Source organism: Corynebacterium sp. (assembly GCF_030532965.1).
Taxonomy (GTDB): domain Bacteria; phylum Actinomycetota; class Actinomycetes; order Mycobacteriales; family Mycobacteriaceae; genus Corynebacterium.
The window spans coordinates 1-14,814 of the sequence record NZ_JAUNKC010000016.1; the positions used below are offsets into that span (position 1 = coordinate 1).

General features: G+C 54.8%; 14 protein-coding genes. 6 read left to right on the plus strand and 8 right to left on the minus strand.

Translation table 11 applies throughout. The features are described from left to right. Positions 1–320: 320 nt before the first annotated feature. From Q4D85_RS08350 to Q4D85_RS08360, 3 genes are read right to left on the minus strand one after another with little or no spacing between them, the layout of a single operon-like run. Complete coding sequence (locus tag Q4D85_RS08350; RefSeq protein WP_303199645.1) at positions 321–1,493, minus strand: hypothetical protein; 1,173 nt, start codon at positions 1,491–1,493, stop codon at positions 321–323. 10 nt (positions 1,494–1,503) lie between these two features. Then, positions 1,504–2,418 (minus strand): AAA family ATPase, encoded by a 915-nt coding sequence (locus Q4D85_RS08355; RefSeq protein WP_303199646.1) that lies wholly within the window; start codon positions 2,416–2,418, stop codon positions 1,504–1,506. A 42-nt stretch (positions 2,419–2,460) separates the two neighbouring features. After that, positions 2,461–2,835: a GntR family transcriptional regulator gene (locus Q4D85_RS08360; RefSeq protein WP_303199647.1), complete on the minus strand. Its 375-nt coding sequence runs from the start codon at positions 2,833–2,835 to the stop codon at positions 2,461–2,463. 267 nt (positions 2,836–3,102) lie between these two features. Here Q4D85_RS08360 and Q4D85_RS08365 point away from each other — a divergent pair, with 267 nt between their 5' ends. Continuing rightward, complete coding sequence (locus tag Q4D85_RS08365) at positions 3,103–4,485, plus strand: NYN domain-containing protein (RefSeq protein WP_303199648.1); 1,383 nt, start codon at positions 3,103–3,105, stop codon at positions 4,483–4,485. A 143-nt stretch (positions 4,486–4,628) separates the two neighbouring features. On the opposite strand, the gene Q4D85_RS08370 is transcribed toward Q4D85_RS08365, so the two are convergent. Then, positions 4,629–5,642 (minus strand): PspA/IM30 family protein, encoded by a 1,014-nt coding sequence (locus Q4D85_RS08370; RefSeq protein WP_303199649.1) that lies wholly within the window; start codon positions 5,640–5,642, stop codon positions 4,629–4,631. A 574-nt stretch (positions 5,643–6,216) separates the two neighbouring features. On the opposite strand from Q4D85_RS08370, the gene Q4D85_RS08375 reads away from it, so the two are divergent. Further along, positions 6,217–6,693 carry a hypothetical protein gene (locus Q4D85_RS08375; RefSeq protein ID WP_303199650.1) on the plus strand — a complete coding sequence of 159 codons (477 nt, stop codon included), beginning with the start codon at positions 6,217–6,219 and terminating at the stop codon, positions 6,691–6,693. Positions 6,694–6,773: 80 nt separating this feature from the next. Next, positions 6,774–7,055 carry a hypothetical protein gene (locus tag Q4D85_RS08380; RefSeq protein WP_303199651.1) on the plus strand — a complete coding sequence of 94 codons (282 nt, stop codon included), beginning with the start codon at positions 6,774–6,776 and terminating at the stop codon, positions 7,053–7,055. A 172-nt stretch (positions 7,056–7,227) separates the two neighbouring features. Here Q4D85_RS08380 and Q4D85_RS08385 read toward each other — a convergent pair whose 3' ends face one another. Further along, on the minus strand, positions 7,228–7,596 hold the full coding sequence (locus Q4D85_RS08385) for a co-chaperone YbbN (RefSeq protein ID WP_303199653.1): 369 nt from the start codon (positions 7,594–7,596) through the stop codon (positions 7,228–7,230). A gap of 214 nt (positions 7,597–7,810) precedes the next feature. Between Q4D85_RS08385 and Q4D85_RS08390 the strand changes: the two genes are divergently transcribed. The 3 genes from Q4D85_RS08390 to Q4D85_RS08400 all read left to right on the plus strand — a co-directional run bounded on the left by Q4D85_RS08390 (position 7,811) and on the right by Q4D85_RS08400 (position 11,949). Next, the gene (locus tag Q4D85_RS08390; RefSeq protein WP_303199654.1) at positions 7,811–8,008 is read left to right on the plus strand and encodes a heavy-metal-associated domain-containing protein; all 198 of its coding nucleotides are present in this window, start codon (positions 7,811–7,813) and stop codon (positions 8,006–8,008) included. 90 nt (positions 8,009–8,098) lie between these two features. Then, complete coding sequence (locus Q4D85_RS08395) at positions 8,099–10,414, plus strand: cation-translocating P-type ATPase (RefSeq protein WP_303199655.1); 2,316 nt, start codon at positions 8,099–8,101, stop codon at positions 10,412–10,414. A gap of 191 nt (positions 10,415–10,605) precedes the next feature. Then, complete coding sequence (locus tag Q4D85_RS08400; RefSeq protein WP_303199656.1) at positions 10,606–11,949, plus strand: MFS transporter; 1,344 nt, start codon at positions 10,606–10,608, stop codon at positions 11,947–11,949. On the opposite strand, the gene Q4D85_RS08405 is transcribed toward Q4D85_RS08400, so the two are convergent. From Q4D85_RS08405 to Q4D85_RS08415, 3 genes are all read right to left on the minus strand, one after another. Next, positions 11,946–12,578, minus strand: coding sequence for a hypothetical protein (locus Q4D85_RS08405; protein WP_303199657.1), 633 nt, complete (start codon positions 12,576–12,578; stop codon positions 11,946–11,948). The two genes, Q4D85_RS08400 and Q4D85_RS08405, sit on opposite strands and share 4 nt — an antisense overlap. 237 nt (positions 12,579–12,815) lie before the next feature. Next, positions 12,816–14,366 carry a replicative DNA helicase gene (gene dnaB, locus Q4D85_RS08410; RefSeq protein ID WP_368502286.1) on the minus strand — a complete coding sequence of 517 codons (1,551 nt, stop codon included), beginning with the start codon at positions 14,364–14,366 and terminating at the stop codon, positions 12,816–12,818. Between the two features lie 163 nt (positions 14,367–14,529). Continuing rightward, positions 14,530–14,808: a hypothetical protein gene (locus tag Q4D85_RS08415; RefSeq protein ID WP_303199658.1), complete on the minus strand. Its 279-nt coding sequence runs from the start codon at positions 14,806–14,808 to the stop codon at positions 14,530–14,532. Positions 14,809–14,814: the final 6 nt, after the last annotated feature.

Below are 14,814 nucleotides of genomic sequence, written 5' to 3' on the forward strand. Positions count from 1 at the left end.
ACAACCAAAAAAACAAAAGTACATTGGCACACTATTGAGTTCTCAAACAACATGAACATACTTAAACAAAACTCTTGATTGGAGAGTGATGTGAAAAGTAATTCCTGTTCGTCCCGCTTGTTTTCCTCCTGCCATACTCTCACCTTGTGAGGGGCAGTGTCGGTCGCGGCGACTCACATAAAGTTACACATTAACGCGGAACAAAACAAATCCGCAGGTTAATGCTATATTTTTGTTAAGTCCCCGCTGCGCACTGAGCCGTTTATTCAAATGTGCGCAACGGGGACGGCTTCATATTGCATCAGAGTATTTTCTCGTTATTAGGAAACACCCAGCCAAGTCTTTTCCCATTCCTTTCGGCGTGCTTGGAGATTTCGAACATCCCGCATGAGATACCACGCCCACAGCGCATATATAGCCATGGCCAGCGCAACTTGACCAACGCCGGTGACGATTCCAGTGCCGGCAAGCACACCAAGAACCACACATATCGCGATGAGAAGCACTGGGGTTAGCCAGCTTTTGGGTTGGCTAAGGCTGAAGTTTGTCACTACATAACGCAACGGGACTGTTAGCCAAGCAATCACGATTGCTACGTACATCAATCTGATTACTTTCTGTTGTTCGGTCAATGTTTGCTGCACCAAGCCGTTTCCAGATAACCAAGCAATGCCCGCACCGAAAATGATTGTGGCCACTATTGGAAACATGAGGTTAGCCAGTACTGTTGCCTGAGCCCAGGACTTTCGCGTTTTTCCAAATTGCAGCCAGGTAAAGAGCGTGTCCTGCTGACTTGCTGCCAGGTGCGCAACAACAGGGTAGACGACAACCATTCCGATAAAGCCGCTAAAGAACGCCTGTTCATATTGTGCGGGATAGAATGTAAAGAGCAATAACGACCCAGTCAGCATCAGCACTATTAGCAAACCAACCATAATGGTTACGTGTAAATGCAATACGTAGATAACGGAGTTTGCCAGGTTTTTCTGAGTAAGACGTGATTCACCTGGTAGGTAGAACTCCAGGATTTTTCGTATTCGCGGTCCTTGTTTTTGCAAGTCGATGTCTGTTTTAGCTAGTTGTCGCCAACGGTTTCTTCCGAGAAGTACCGAAAGTCCGTATCCGATTTGTGTCAGGCAGGCGATTGCAGCTACAAAAATCCAACTTGGGGCATATCTTCCAGGGATAACAAAGAAAACGTGAATAGGTAACCATACCGCTGTCCATAATGTCATCACACAAACAGTTTTTGTTACCATGTGCGCCACATAGGTTCGTGCGCTGAGCCCGTAGCTGACATAGACGCTTTTACTGGGGAAGAAGTTACTTGAGAAAAGCACGGTAATGCCTGCATAAATCACGGTGACGAACCGGTTGAATTCCGGGTCAGTCAGTACCGCAGCAACAAACCATAGGAACACAAACGCCAATGCGTCTCGGCGTCGAAAAGCAAGGCGAAAAAACAGCTGGATCGGGTGCGCAACTTTAGTCATGGTTTCACTCCTAAGTCAGCTCTTCGTATTGCGGTTCGGTTATCGCCAGCACTGCCTTTTCCAGGGTGCATTCGGCAACCCGAACATTGAGACGGCCGGCGCAGGTATACAGTTCGTCGACAAGTTTCGGAAACTGCCGCAAGTCGAGGACGAGTTTCGTCGCCCCTGCTTGGTCGCTGCGGTGCCGCACAGCACCCGTGACCCCTAGTTGACTAATAAGGCGATCGACAGCTTCGGTTGTTCCGGTAATTTCTAAGACCTGTTCCACAATGTCGTCGATAACGCCGTTGAGGACGACCCGTCCGGCGCCGATAAGCATGACGCGATCAAGCAGCGCCGATATTTCGTTCAGGTGGTGGGTGGAGATAATAAAGGTACGGTCCCCGATCTCCGCGTATTCGGTAAGTACTCGGTAGAACTCACCGCGTTTACTGACATCTAATCCCAGGTACGGCTCGTCAAGCAGTACTAACGAGCAGCCAGAGGCGAGCGCGACGATGACTCCCACGGCGGAGCGTTGGCCACGGGAAAGCTCACGGTATCGCTTTTCGACGTCGACACCGAAGCGAAGCGCCAAGGTTTCCGCGGCGTCCTGGTCCCACGTGACCCACCGATAGCCTCCGGCTTTAAAGATGTGTTTCACGCGCCAATCGCCAGGAAACGGTGAATCAATCCCCGTAAGGATCGTGTGATCCATGTGGTGCTGATTATCAAACGGTGAAGCACTACCAACTAAACACTCCCCACGAAAGGCTAATTGGCCTGCAATAACCCTCAGCAATGTGGTTTTTCCGGCACCGTTGGCTCCGATAAGTCCGAGGATTCCCGGCCCGGCTGGGATCGTGAAATTGAGATCGGATAAAACTATTTCGTTATTTTTATACGCCACGGAAAGATTGGTGGCGTTAACCAGAGCAGTCGACATGTTGTTCCTCATAAATCCTTGATTGATAGATATGGCCGGCGCTTAGCTATACAAACCGCGACTCTCGGCAACGCGGTCGATAAGGGTATGCAGATCTGCCCTACTGACATCCAGCTTCACGGCTTCATCGATAAGTGGCGCCAAGTAAGCGGCGGCGAAGTCTTCCCGACGGCGGTTGATAATGATGTCGCGGGCGACCTCGGTTACAAACATTCCTAATCCCCTTCGTTTTTCCAAGATTCCTGCTTCCACCAAAATGGTTAAGCCTTTGCGGGCGGTCGCCGGGTTAATCGAGTGAAACGCCGCCAATTCGTTGGTGCTGGGCGCGCGATCCCCGGCCTTGAGCGAACCGTCGACGATGGCATCCTCCACCAACGTTGCGATCTGCCGAAACAACGGTGCTGTTGTGTCATCCATCTCCGGAAAAACCTCCTCATTTCGACCGAACCGTTCAGCCACACAAACTTCATTGGTTAGTTACTGATGTAACCAACCATATAACTACCCTGTGGTGAAGGTCAAGCTTTTGCAACCAAGAAATTTCAGCCAACGGAAAAGTAAGCACCATAGAACCCGCATTGACCTGCGGTTTTTAATCGCGTATCGACTTACGCGACGCAATAAGGCATGCTTGGATTAAGTAACTTATTTAGAAAATTAGTAGCGAAAGTTAAAACAGGAGCCATGCTTGAACGCACACATATTTACGTCGACACCTCTTATCTGCTTGCGAGTTTCTATAATTCGTGGGAAATCGGGGCACGGGCGCAATTAGAAATCGACTTACCCGAGGTTGTTCGGGTGCTTGGATCAATGGTCCAAAACCAGCTTCACCAGCCGGTTCACCGCCAATACTGGTACGACGGAATCCCGGAAACCGGGCCGCATCGCTACCAGCGCGCACTGCGCACCTGTGACGGGGTTCAATTACGGGCAGGCACGCTCATCGAATGGGGCGAACGCCGCACCCAGAAAGCTGTTGATACCCGCCTAGTTGCCGATATGGTTCTCAGTTCTGTGCGCCGCGAAGTCACTGATATCGTGCTGGTTTCCGGCGACGCCGATATGATCCCCGGCGTCCAGGAGGCAGTTAACCACGGCATCCGTGTGCACCTGTACGGATTCGGGTGGGATTCCATGTCATCGGCGCTGCGTCATGCCTGCGACACCACCGTCATCCTCGACCCACGGGAAGACTTTGAAGATTGCATGCAACTTCAAGTGCTTGAAGGGCCATTGCCGCCAACCGTGAGGCTGCATGACGACGATTGCCCCGATAACAACTCATGCGAGACTGACGAAAAGACCGCCGAAACCTGCTCCGAGATCGTATCCGCCGAACTGGCCACAGCTGTGGAATGCTGTGAGCAGTCGAAGGCGCAATCAAACAGCCCAGTCCGGCGGGTACGGCCGGGGGAGCCAGCGCTTTCCGACGACGACCACGAGGTGGAAACCCCACATCCAACCCCGAGCGCTCGGCGTGTGCAACCCGGGGCGCAGCCCGAGCCACAGCCGACCGAACCGGCGTCGATAAGCACCATCGAAGTAAGCACCACCGCGATCGAAGAGGTGACCAAAAACGGTCATTCCTACCAACAGACCGACCGCATTTCGGTAACTACCACGACAAATGGGACCTCGCAGGCCGCCCCGTCCGATTCCGACCAGGACACGACACCTGCCGCTGCGTCCCGCCCCTCCCCGGCCGATGCCCCCGCGAAGCGACCAGCACCAAATCCATCGATGATGGCGCCGCGACGCAAACTGCGGTCGCGCTACGTGCCGCTTCCCAACGAAGTCTGGACCTCCGCCGGGTTCCTCACCCCGTTTGACGTCGGGCAGCAGTACGCCATCTGGTGGTACGAAAACGCCGCCACCGCCGAACAACGCGACTCCGCCCACCTACTTTCCGGCGGCGGACTTCCCCCCGAGATCGATCGCCCGCTTTTGCAATTCGCCTGCGAAACCCTCCATGAATACACCCTGACTGAAACCCAGCGGGTGAACTTGCGTGACGGTTTCCACTCCGGAATCCGGGGCATTTTAGTCAATAATCAATTCGACTAATCCTGATACCTAAAACCGCCGCTGCCGTGAATCTCCACAACAGCGGCGGTTTTGTTACGCCAAGCCGCGCATACGGAAATCACGTTCCACACGCGCGGCTACCGAGAGCCGTAAGCGGCAATGGCCGTAAACCTAAACCAGGTTTAATTGCTCGTTTTGCCGCCAGTGACGTCGTCTTCGACCACATCGGCGTCTTCAACCTCAGCATCAACCGCGTCGGCCGCCGAGGTTTCACTATCGTCAGCCACGTCAGCCTCATCGAGGACATCGCTTGCGACTTCCTCCGCCTCCGGTGTCACCGCCGTTTCTGATTCTTTGGCCACAGCTTCGCTTTGCGACGCTTCCTCCGCCTCCGGTGTCACCGCCTCGGTTGACGATTCCGCAGTTGTCGGCAGCTCACCAGCCGATTCCTGCTTCTGTTCCAACATGTTATCGCCACGCATCTGCGCCCGAATCTCCTCCAACCGTGCGGAAGCTTTCATGTCGGTGCCAGACATTTCGATCTCAGTCATCCGCTCACCCATGGAATTCTCCATCAACTCCTGGGCACCCAACGCGTTAGCGTAACGCGATTCGATCTTCGCCCGGACATCATCCAACGTTGGGACATTGCGATCCGGGTCGATCTCAGCCATTTCATCCATGGCCTTGGTTGCAGTTTCCTGCATTTGCGCCTGATTCGCCTGACGCAATAACTGCTCCGCCTCAGCCAATTGCTGGGTCAACCGCGCTTCGGACTGCTGCACTTGGGACTTCGCAGCTTCCGCGTTCTGCGCCGCCTGCACGTGCAGCGCCTTGGTCTCTTCCAGCTGCTGTTCAACACTTACCAACTGGGTGGCATAGATTTCCGCAGTGGATGTAAATTCCTGGGATTTCGTTTGATCGCCTTCGGCCGCAGCCTTATCCGCAAGTTGGATGGCTTGCCGCGCCTTTTCCTGCAAGCCCGCCTGCTCCTTGACCAGGCGATCGAGCTTCATCTCCAACTGGTTCTTATTGCCGATCACGGCCGCCGCCTGCTGAGAAATCTCTTGGTGCTGCTGCTTTGCTGCCTGAACCGCCTGATTAATTTGGACTTTAGGGTCAGCGTTTTCGTCGATAGCTTGATCTACCGATGCTGTGAGATACTTCCAGCCTTTGATAAACGGATTCTTCGACATAGTGGTTAGACCTTCGCTTTCTTCTGTAGTCTCATTAACCCGGCCGGGATTACGGCAGCAATCCCAACTCCATTCCGCCCCAAGTTATCCACGCTTATCTTCGATTCGGAACTCATAGACACTCATAACACTAGAGACCTTACGGGCGACACCCCGAGGGGAAACGGCTTAAGCGTGAGCCACCAAGGACGGAGGTGTCTCCCATTCTAACGATTTGGCCTTAGCAACAGCGTGAGCAAAACCTAAGCGTTATCAAAAAAGCAGATATGCGGCCACCGGGTTCAGGATAAGCATTAGATAAAAACTCCTCGCTAACCCCGCCTTCGCTTTTGTGCTACGCAGCTTGGATAATTTTATTTCACACGCCCCAAAACCCCAGGACTGCGCACAATCCCACACCCCAACACCACCTAAACGCCTTATATGGCTTCTTTATAATGACCCCATACGCGGCATTGATAGCCGGGATTTTGCCTCCACCAACAGGACGCAACCGAGCATTGGCGCTGGTAACGAAAACCATGCTAGCCGTTATGCTCACGATTCAACCACACTGACATGACCAGGAGAATGAGTGAACAGCCTGACGAAACCTACTGTGCAGCGCGGTTTGCTTGTGTCGTCGATAAGCATTCACGCATTGGTCTTTTTCATCATTTCCGCATACTGGCAGAATCTACCCGCGACGGTGGTAACCCATTACGGGCTGGGCGGTCCCGATCTATATGAGCCCAAAAGCATTGCGTCTGTTTTCTATTTCAGCATCGTGGCGCTTTCCCTGGAACTGATCCTGCTGTTGGTATGGGGCGCAACCCGAGTCCCAAACATTTTTGCTAACGCGACCCTTATATCCACGCTAAAAGCATTCCTGCCCGTCTGCATCTTTCTGCTTTCCAGTGTGTGTAGCGCCGTCAACCTCGTCAGCGTATTTCATGTCGCCCCATCACTGCGGACCGCTACCGTTGTCGTCTTTGTCGTGGTCTTAGTATTCATTCCTGTGGTGGCATTAACGATCATGAATTTTTCGCAGGAGCCGGAATCAAAAACCTGACGGCGATTTACTGCCCACAAAGGTCACAGTGCTGCATGATGAAAACCACCAAACAGATTCTCGTTAGCAATGGAGGTTGCATGGGTGCCGAAGATTTCGTCTGGGTGTTCCAAGGGGAACGGGCTAGATTCCCCTCGGCCGTATTTTCATCCAAGGAAACAGCCATTGATTGGATAGCACGCCACCGGTTAAGCGGCATGTTATCGAAGTATCCAGTGGATATACCCGTTTACGAGTGGAGCATCGCCGCCAATTTTTTCACCCCACGACGTGAGGAACACCGAACGCCTGAGTTTATCCAGAGTTTCTCCAGTGCATGCATCGAGGATTCCCAGTACATAAACGGTGTTGCTATCGATTAAATCGCGCCAAGGGTACGTGGTGCTGCGAAATCCAGACGCCCTCCAAGCACCCCGAAGCAGGCACAAAAAATCGGTGACGCGCACAAGCGAGCGTCACCGATTATTAGTGTGATGTAGCTACCGCATGGCTTTACGCAACCTCGCCGGTAGTTACATCACTCGTGCTTGTGCACTATTCCTGGTTTTCTTGTTCCGCGATCTGGCGGCGGACCTCGTCCATATCGAGAGCATTCGCCTGACTAATGAGGTCTTCAAACGCATGAGCAGGCAGAGCGCCCGTGTCGCGGTATACCAAGACGCCATCGCGGAAAACCATGATGGTTGGCACTGCCATGATCTGCAGTGCTGCCCCTAATTCCATTTGCTCAGCGGTATTGAGCTTAGCGAAGGTGGCGTCGGGGTGGTTTTCGGCTGCCTTTTCAAAGACCGGCATGAACTGCATGCACGGACGGCAGGTAGGCGACCAACAGTCAACGATGGTTAAACCCGGTTGGGTTACCGTCGCTTCAAAGTTTTCCTTGGTTACGTCAATCAAAGCCATGGTGTTTTCTCCTAACTAAATTTCTAAAAAACACGGATTTTCGTGTCTTTAATTTAAACAACGCCATCTCCCACCTTATTCCCATTTTGTGGTGTTCGTCATTTTTTGCCCCGCCGGATCGCATTTGCAGCAGGTTGGCACTACGTTTGAAACCGGTCACCCGTTTTGATCGTGGCCACGGCTGTACAACGTGGAAAGGACACCCCGAAGCCTCATGATAAAGAACTATGTCGTCACTGGAATGACGTGCCAGCACTGCGTGATGTCAGTAACTGAAGAAATCAGTGAGATTCCTGGTGTGCAGGGGGTTGACGTCGACCTGGAATCAGGTCGAGTAACGATCACTGGTGAAGATTTTTCCGACTCAAGCGTTTCCGCCGCTGTAACTGAAGCTGGATTCGCCCTCCAATAATGCTTGTGTAGTCATGGCAGCTGCTTCTTCGTTCGCAAAAAATTCGGCACTATTGAATTTGTCCGGGCTTGTTTGTAAAGTCAGCTAGCCATGAGCACTAAAATACCGGCGCACCCGTTAGAGAGCACCTTCGGCGTTACTGGAATGACCTGCACGTCGTGTTCGGGTCGAGTGCAACGAAAGCTCAATAAGGTCGCCGGTGTTTCCGCAACCGTGAATTTCGCCACGGAAACAGCTTCGGTGGCATACGACCCCGAGCAGGTCAGCTCAGCAGAAATTATTCAGGTGATCCGGGACGCGGGGTTCGATGCTTTTGAAATCATGGGGGATTCAGGCGCGGCGGCGCAGACCGAGGAATCCTCTGCGGAACCGCAGTCTTCCGCCGCGCAGGCGACAGATCCGGAGATTCAACGCGCCGTCCATGCTGCTGATTTAAAGAAACGGTTGATTATCTCGGCGATTCTTGCATTGCCGGTTTTTCTGCTTTCGATGGTGCATCAGCTGCAATTCGATAATTGGCAGTGGTTGTGTTTTGCCCTAACCAGTGCGGTTTTCTTCTATGGCGGGAAGCCATTTCACAATGCTGCGTGGACGAATCTCAAGCATGGTTCGTTCACGATGGACACCTTGATTTCGCTGGGCACGGGCGCTGCGTATGCGTGGAGTGTATGGGCGCTCTTCTTCGGCGACGCCGGGGATAACGCCATGCGGATGCATATGAGTTTCTCCGCACATTCGCATCACGGTTCCGATCAGATTTACCTGGAATCGGTCGCGATGGTCACGGTGTTTTTATTGCTGGGACGGTGGTTCGAGACCCGCGCGAAGGGGCGCAGTTCCGAGGCATTGCGTACCCTGCTGAACTTGGGCGCGGCGGAGGCGGTTGTGCTTGTCGACGCCGATACGCACCCGAAGGAACAACGCGTCCCGATCTCGCGGTTGCAGGTGGGCGATGTTTTTGTGGTTCGACCCGGGGAGAAAATTGCAACGGACGGTGTTGTTGTTTCGGGTCATTCCGCTGTGGATGAGTCGATGCTTACTGGTGAATCAGTGCCGGTAGAGGTCGGCGTCGACGACATGGTCACTGGTGCCACGATCAATATGTCGGGTCGGTTGGTGGTGCGTGCCACCCGGGTTGGGGCGGATACCACGTTGGCGCAATTAGGGAAGCTGGTCAGCGATGCCCAGGCGCGAAAAGCCCCGGTGCAAAAACTGGCCGACCGGATCTCCCAGGTTTTTGTCCCAGCGGTGATCCTGATTGCGATCATCACCCTCGCGGTTCATCTGTGGGTATTGGGCAGCTCCGTCACGGATGCTTTCACCGCCGCGGTGGCCGTGCTCATCATCGCCTGTCCGTGCGCCTTAGGCTTGGCGACGCCGACAGCGCTGCTGGTGGGAACGGGTCGCGGTGCCCAGCTGGGGTTGTTAATCAATGGGCCCGAGGTTTTGGAAAGCACCCGGAGAATTACCACGATCGTGCTGGATAAAACCGGTACGTTGACCACCGGCGTCATGCAGGTCTCTCATGTGCAACCGCTGCCCGGGTTCTCGGAGTCCGCGGTGCTAGCTGCGGCAGCGGCTGTAGAAAACGCATCGGAGCACCCGATCGCGCAGGCGATAGTGGGCGCGGCAAAGGACAAGAAACTCCCGGTGGATACGGTTTCCGATTTCCGAAACGAACCCGGCATTGGCGTCAGCGGCATTGTGGCGGGCGACCGGGTGAGCGTCGGCAAGCTAAGTGCCGAGGCACCGGAAGAAGCCCGCGACGTTTTCGCCGAAGCTGAGGCAACTGGTGCCACGGCGGTCGCGGTACGCATCAACGATCAGCTCGCCGGAATCATAGCCGTTACCGATCAACCGAAACCGAGCAGCGCCACAGCGATTGCCACGATGAAGGAATTAGGGTTAACCCCCATCGTGTTGACCGGAGACAACGCAGGCGCGGCCGCGCGAGTAGCAGGCGAAGTGGGGATTCATTCTGACAATGTGATCGCTGGTGTCCTCCCCGAAGGAAAAGTCGATGCTATTGCCGACCTGCAACAACGCGGTGAAGTTGTGGCGATGGTTGGTGACGGAATTAACGACGCTGCGGCACTAGCCCAGGCGGATTTGGGCATCGCTATGGGCGCGGGCACGGATGTGGCGATTGAGGCATCGGATATCACGCTCATGCACAACGATCCGGTGGGCGCGGTCGACGCCATTCGGCTTTCGCGTCGAACACTCGCGATAATTAAAGGCAATTTATTCTGGGCGTTCGCTTACAACGTCATTTTGATACCCGTGGCCGCCTGGGGGTTGCTCAATCCGATGTTGGCTGGCGCGGCCATGGCATTTTCCTCAGTTTTTGTGGTTTCTAATTCGCTTCGGCTGAAGTCTTTTCAACCAAGCACCCCCGCCCGGTAGCGGTGCCGCTCTCACCGTTGTAGCTGATGAACAGGGAAAATAGCCGTAGTCGCCGCAGCTGCGACTGTAGTTAGTGTAATTTTTACACCCCCATTCGGCCCGGCATTGGCCGCCCCCTCGGTCAAGCACCTATCATGTGCACCACAAGGTGAGCTGCGCCACGCAACTGCCCAACGAGAGGATTTTCCGCCATGCATACCAACCCGGGAATCGAACTAAGCCGCAATCAACGCCTGGACCAATTGCCACTGACCGGTAAACATAAGCGAATGCTTATCGGATCCGGCATCGGCTGGGCTCTTGATGCCATGGATGTGGGGCTGATCTCGTTCATCATGGCCGCATTGGTCGCGCATTGGGGGCTCAGCACAACGGAGACCTCGTGGCTGGCAGCCATCGGTTTCGTCGGCATGGCGGTGGGAGCGACCTTCGGTGGGTTACTGGCCGATAAATTCGGTCGACGCCAAATTTTCGCCGCCACCCTATTGGTGTATGGCCTAGCCACCGGCGCGTCCGCGCTGGCAGGCGGCTTGGCAACCCTGATGGTATTACGGTTTATCGTCGGGCTAGGTTTAGGCGCGGAATTGCCCGTGGCCTCAACACTCATCTCGGAATTTTCGCCGCGCACAATCCGGGGCCGCATGGTAGTCGCCCTGGAAGCGTTCTGGGCGCTGGGGTGGATCATGGCCGCCATCATCGGCCGCTTTGTCGTGTCTAGCGGCGATAATGGCTGGCGCTGGGCGCTGGCCTTAGGTTGCGTCCCTGCGCTTTATGCCTTGTTCGTCCGGTTGAAACTGCCCGAATCCGTGCGTTTTTTGGAAGCACAGGGACGGCATTCAGAAGCAGAAGAGATCGTCGCCAGTTTTGAAGCAGAGGCACCTCCTACCCATAACCGCGGCGAGGTCAAGACCGACATAACTGATACCCCCAAAACCGATAATATTGGTGCCCAAACCTCGTTGTGGGCAGCGCCACTACGCCGTCGGACTGCCGCATTGTGGATCGTGTGGTTTTGTATCAACCTCAGTTACTACGGCGCATTCATTTGGATTCCATCGTTACTAGTCGCTGATGGTTTCACCCTGGTGAAAAGCTTCCAGTTCACGCTCATCATCACTCTTGCTCAACTGCCTGGTTACGCCGTGGCGGCATGGCTCATTGAGGTTTGGGGGCGCCGCGCCACCCTAGCAACTTTCTTGGCGGGTTCTGCCCTAGCCGCCGCTGGCTACGGCTTCGCAGGCTCGGAGGCAACGATCATCCTCGCAGGCTGCCTGCTATCCTTTTTTAATCTGGGCGCGTGGGGAGCGCTTTATGCCATTGGGCCAGAACTCTACCCCACCTCGATTCGCGGGCGCGGCACTGGCGCAGCAGCTGGTTTTGGCAGAATTGCTTCCATCATCGCGCCGCTAATTGTCCCACCGATCATCAGCATCGGCGGGACAGGAACGCTGTTCGGCGTGTTCGGGGCAGCTTTTGCCATCGCAGCTCTCGCGACCTTAACGCTGCCGGAACAACGCGGCGTGGCCATAAACTAGGGGCGTTTCCAGGCAGAAGCCACTCCGTCGGGGCGCACCAGATATACGTATCCGGCTTTATCTAGATAGACTTTTGGATCGGAATCGATATACTGCAAGGCCTCCGCATCTTGGGCATCCTGCTGTGGGGAACACCCCATAAGCGTGGTTATTCCGGCCTCAGTCGTCTTGAGCACATTGACTTCAAACCACAGGCCTTGGTTTCGATGGTTGCAGCTCGCACCACCATAGAATTCTTGCAGATCAGCGGGAACCGCACCTGGTGGGAATTCCTCCATGAGGTAGTGCAATTCACTCGGGTTATCGGCCACGTATTCTCGGAACACGATCTTCGTCGATCGTGGTTCTTTGACCGCAACCCAGGTTCCCGTTCGGATTTGCCGAAGCTGTTCAGGTGATGCGGGGGTCGCATCATTCGGCAGGGTGGTAGCTAATTCGATTGGTTGTGGATCATTCGGCATGGGACTTGCGATAGGTGGTATGTCGGGAAGATAACTGTGGCTTAAATCGCCTGGGAAAGCAGTACTTTCAGAAGATGCATTAGGGATGACTTCCGGCACTGGGCCCGTGACTGTGCCTACCAAGTGAAGTATCGTGGCAAGAACCGCAGCAAGCGTTTGGGTCATCATCGTTATCACTCCTTTCGATACTCACGATGGCCGCTACTTGTTAGTGACACTAACGAAGGCTTTCGTTACATATTTTAGTATCGAAGACAAAAACGAAACTGCAGCAGGCTGGCTAGCTGCGCGATTAGCAAAACGTCACGAATAACTTGGATCCGGTGGGTCTTTTATCCGAGCGCGTCCGCCACGGCTTGCGCATGAAACCTACATCGGCGTGGCGTGACGCTGGCAGCCACCGCCTTACAGCTGGCGCGCCATGTCTTTGAAGCGGGAGAAGTGCAATTGGTGGGCCACTTGCACCGTATCAATGGGGCCACCACGGTGTTTCGCCAAAATGATGTCCGCTTCGCCAGCGCGGGTATCGTCCTTGTCCTGGCTATCGGGCCGGTACAACAGCATAACCATGTCGGCGTCCTGCTCCAAGGAACCAGATTCACGAAGGTCGGCGATCTGGGGTCGTTTATCTGTACGCGATTCCGGGCCACGGTTGAGCTGCGAAATGGCGATCAACGGAACATCGAGTTCCTTAGCCAATAGCTTTAGCTGGCGGGAAAATTCCGAGACTTCCTGTTGCCGGGATTCGGTCTTCTTACCAGAGCTCATAAGCTGCAGGTAGTCCACCACGATCATCGACAGGTCGTGTTTTTGTTTCAGCTTGCGCGCTTTGGAGCGAATCTCCATCATAGTCAAGTTCGCCGAGTCGTCAATGAAGATAGGGGCCTGTTCGATCTGCCCCACCCGGGTGGCAAGCTTGGCCCAGTCTTCATCGGTAAGGCGCCCGGCCCGCATATCGGAAAGTTTGATGTCCGTTTCTGCCGACAGCATACGCATGACGATTTCGCTCTTCGACATTTCCAGAGAGAAAATCACCGCCGCCTTGTTGTGGACAATCGCGCAGGAACGAACGAAATCCAACGCCAAGGTCGATTTACCCACACCGGGACGCGCCGCCACGATGATCATCTGTCCACCGTGCAGGCCGTTGGTGAGATTATCGAGGTCCTGGAAACCGGTCGGCACACCTTGTGCCAACCCGCCGTGGAGCGCAATGGCATCCAATTCATCCATGGTGGGTTGAATCAGGTCCCGCAGTACAGCGTAGTCCTCGGCCGTATTTTTCTGGGCGATGGCGAAAACCTGCTGCTGCGCCATATCGATAACGGCATCGAGCTCCGCACCTTCGGTACCTTCGTAGCCAAGCTGGACGACGCGCGTGCCGGCGTCGACAAGCCGCCGTAGGATCGCTTTCTCCGCAACAATCTCGGCGTAGTATCGGGCGTTGGCCGCCGTGGGCACGGAAGAAATAAGCGTATGCAGATACGGCGCGCCGCCAACGCGTTCTAGATCGTTATTCCGGTCGAGCCGACCGGCCACGATCACCGAGTCGATCTCTTTATTATCGGAAAACAGGTCAATGATGGCCGTGTAAATCAGCTGGTGGGCTGGCCTAAAGAAGTCTTCCGGCGACAGAGTTTCGATGATATCGACGACGGTATTGGGGCTCAGCAGCATCGCCCCCAGCACGCCTTGTTCCGCTTCGTTATCGTGTGGCGGTTGTCGATATTCGTCATACGCCCGCCGCGTCGAATCGTAGCGATCCCGTTGTTGTGGGTATCGCGGACGGCGCGCTGGCGGTTCGGCCGGGCCTTCGGGCGGCTCTGGAAGATCGAGGCTGGAAAAGTCCGCTTCCACCGGCGCGATCGCTGCGGATCCGTCGAAAGAGACGCTGTGGGTAGCGGTTCCCACATCAGGTGCATCGTCGAAGCTTTGCGACGAATAATCGCTGCTCATCTCTCGCGTTCCTCTCCCCTATAGCCCACCAAAAAGTAATGAACTCAGTGCCACATATGCAACCTAGGATTCTAGCGCACCAGTCTATCGAAGAAGGCATTGTCAAGAGTACTGCCTAGGCTCGGCCTAGGCGATCGATCCCGCCAACCAGAAAAGCTGGGTACTAGATATTCTTCTCGCCGTCGGTGGAGTTTTTACTCGCAATGGCCTTAATTGCGTCCACCACGGACGTCCCTGGGTTCTCAACGCGGTATCGACGTACCTCAGCCGGGTCGATCGGCTGGGTAATCTCCACCCCATCAAGCTTTTGTAGCGAGGTTTCGAGCCTGTGCAACCATGAAAAGACGAGGGCAAAGAACGCTATCGAAGCTGCTAGATAATTGCCCATTATAACGGCGGCGATCCCGACAGAAACGAAGCCAGCCCACCCTATCCATTCCATTGCCTT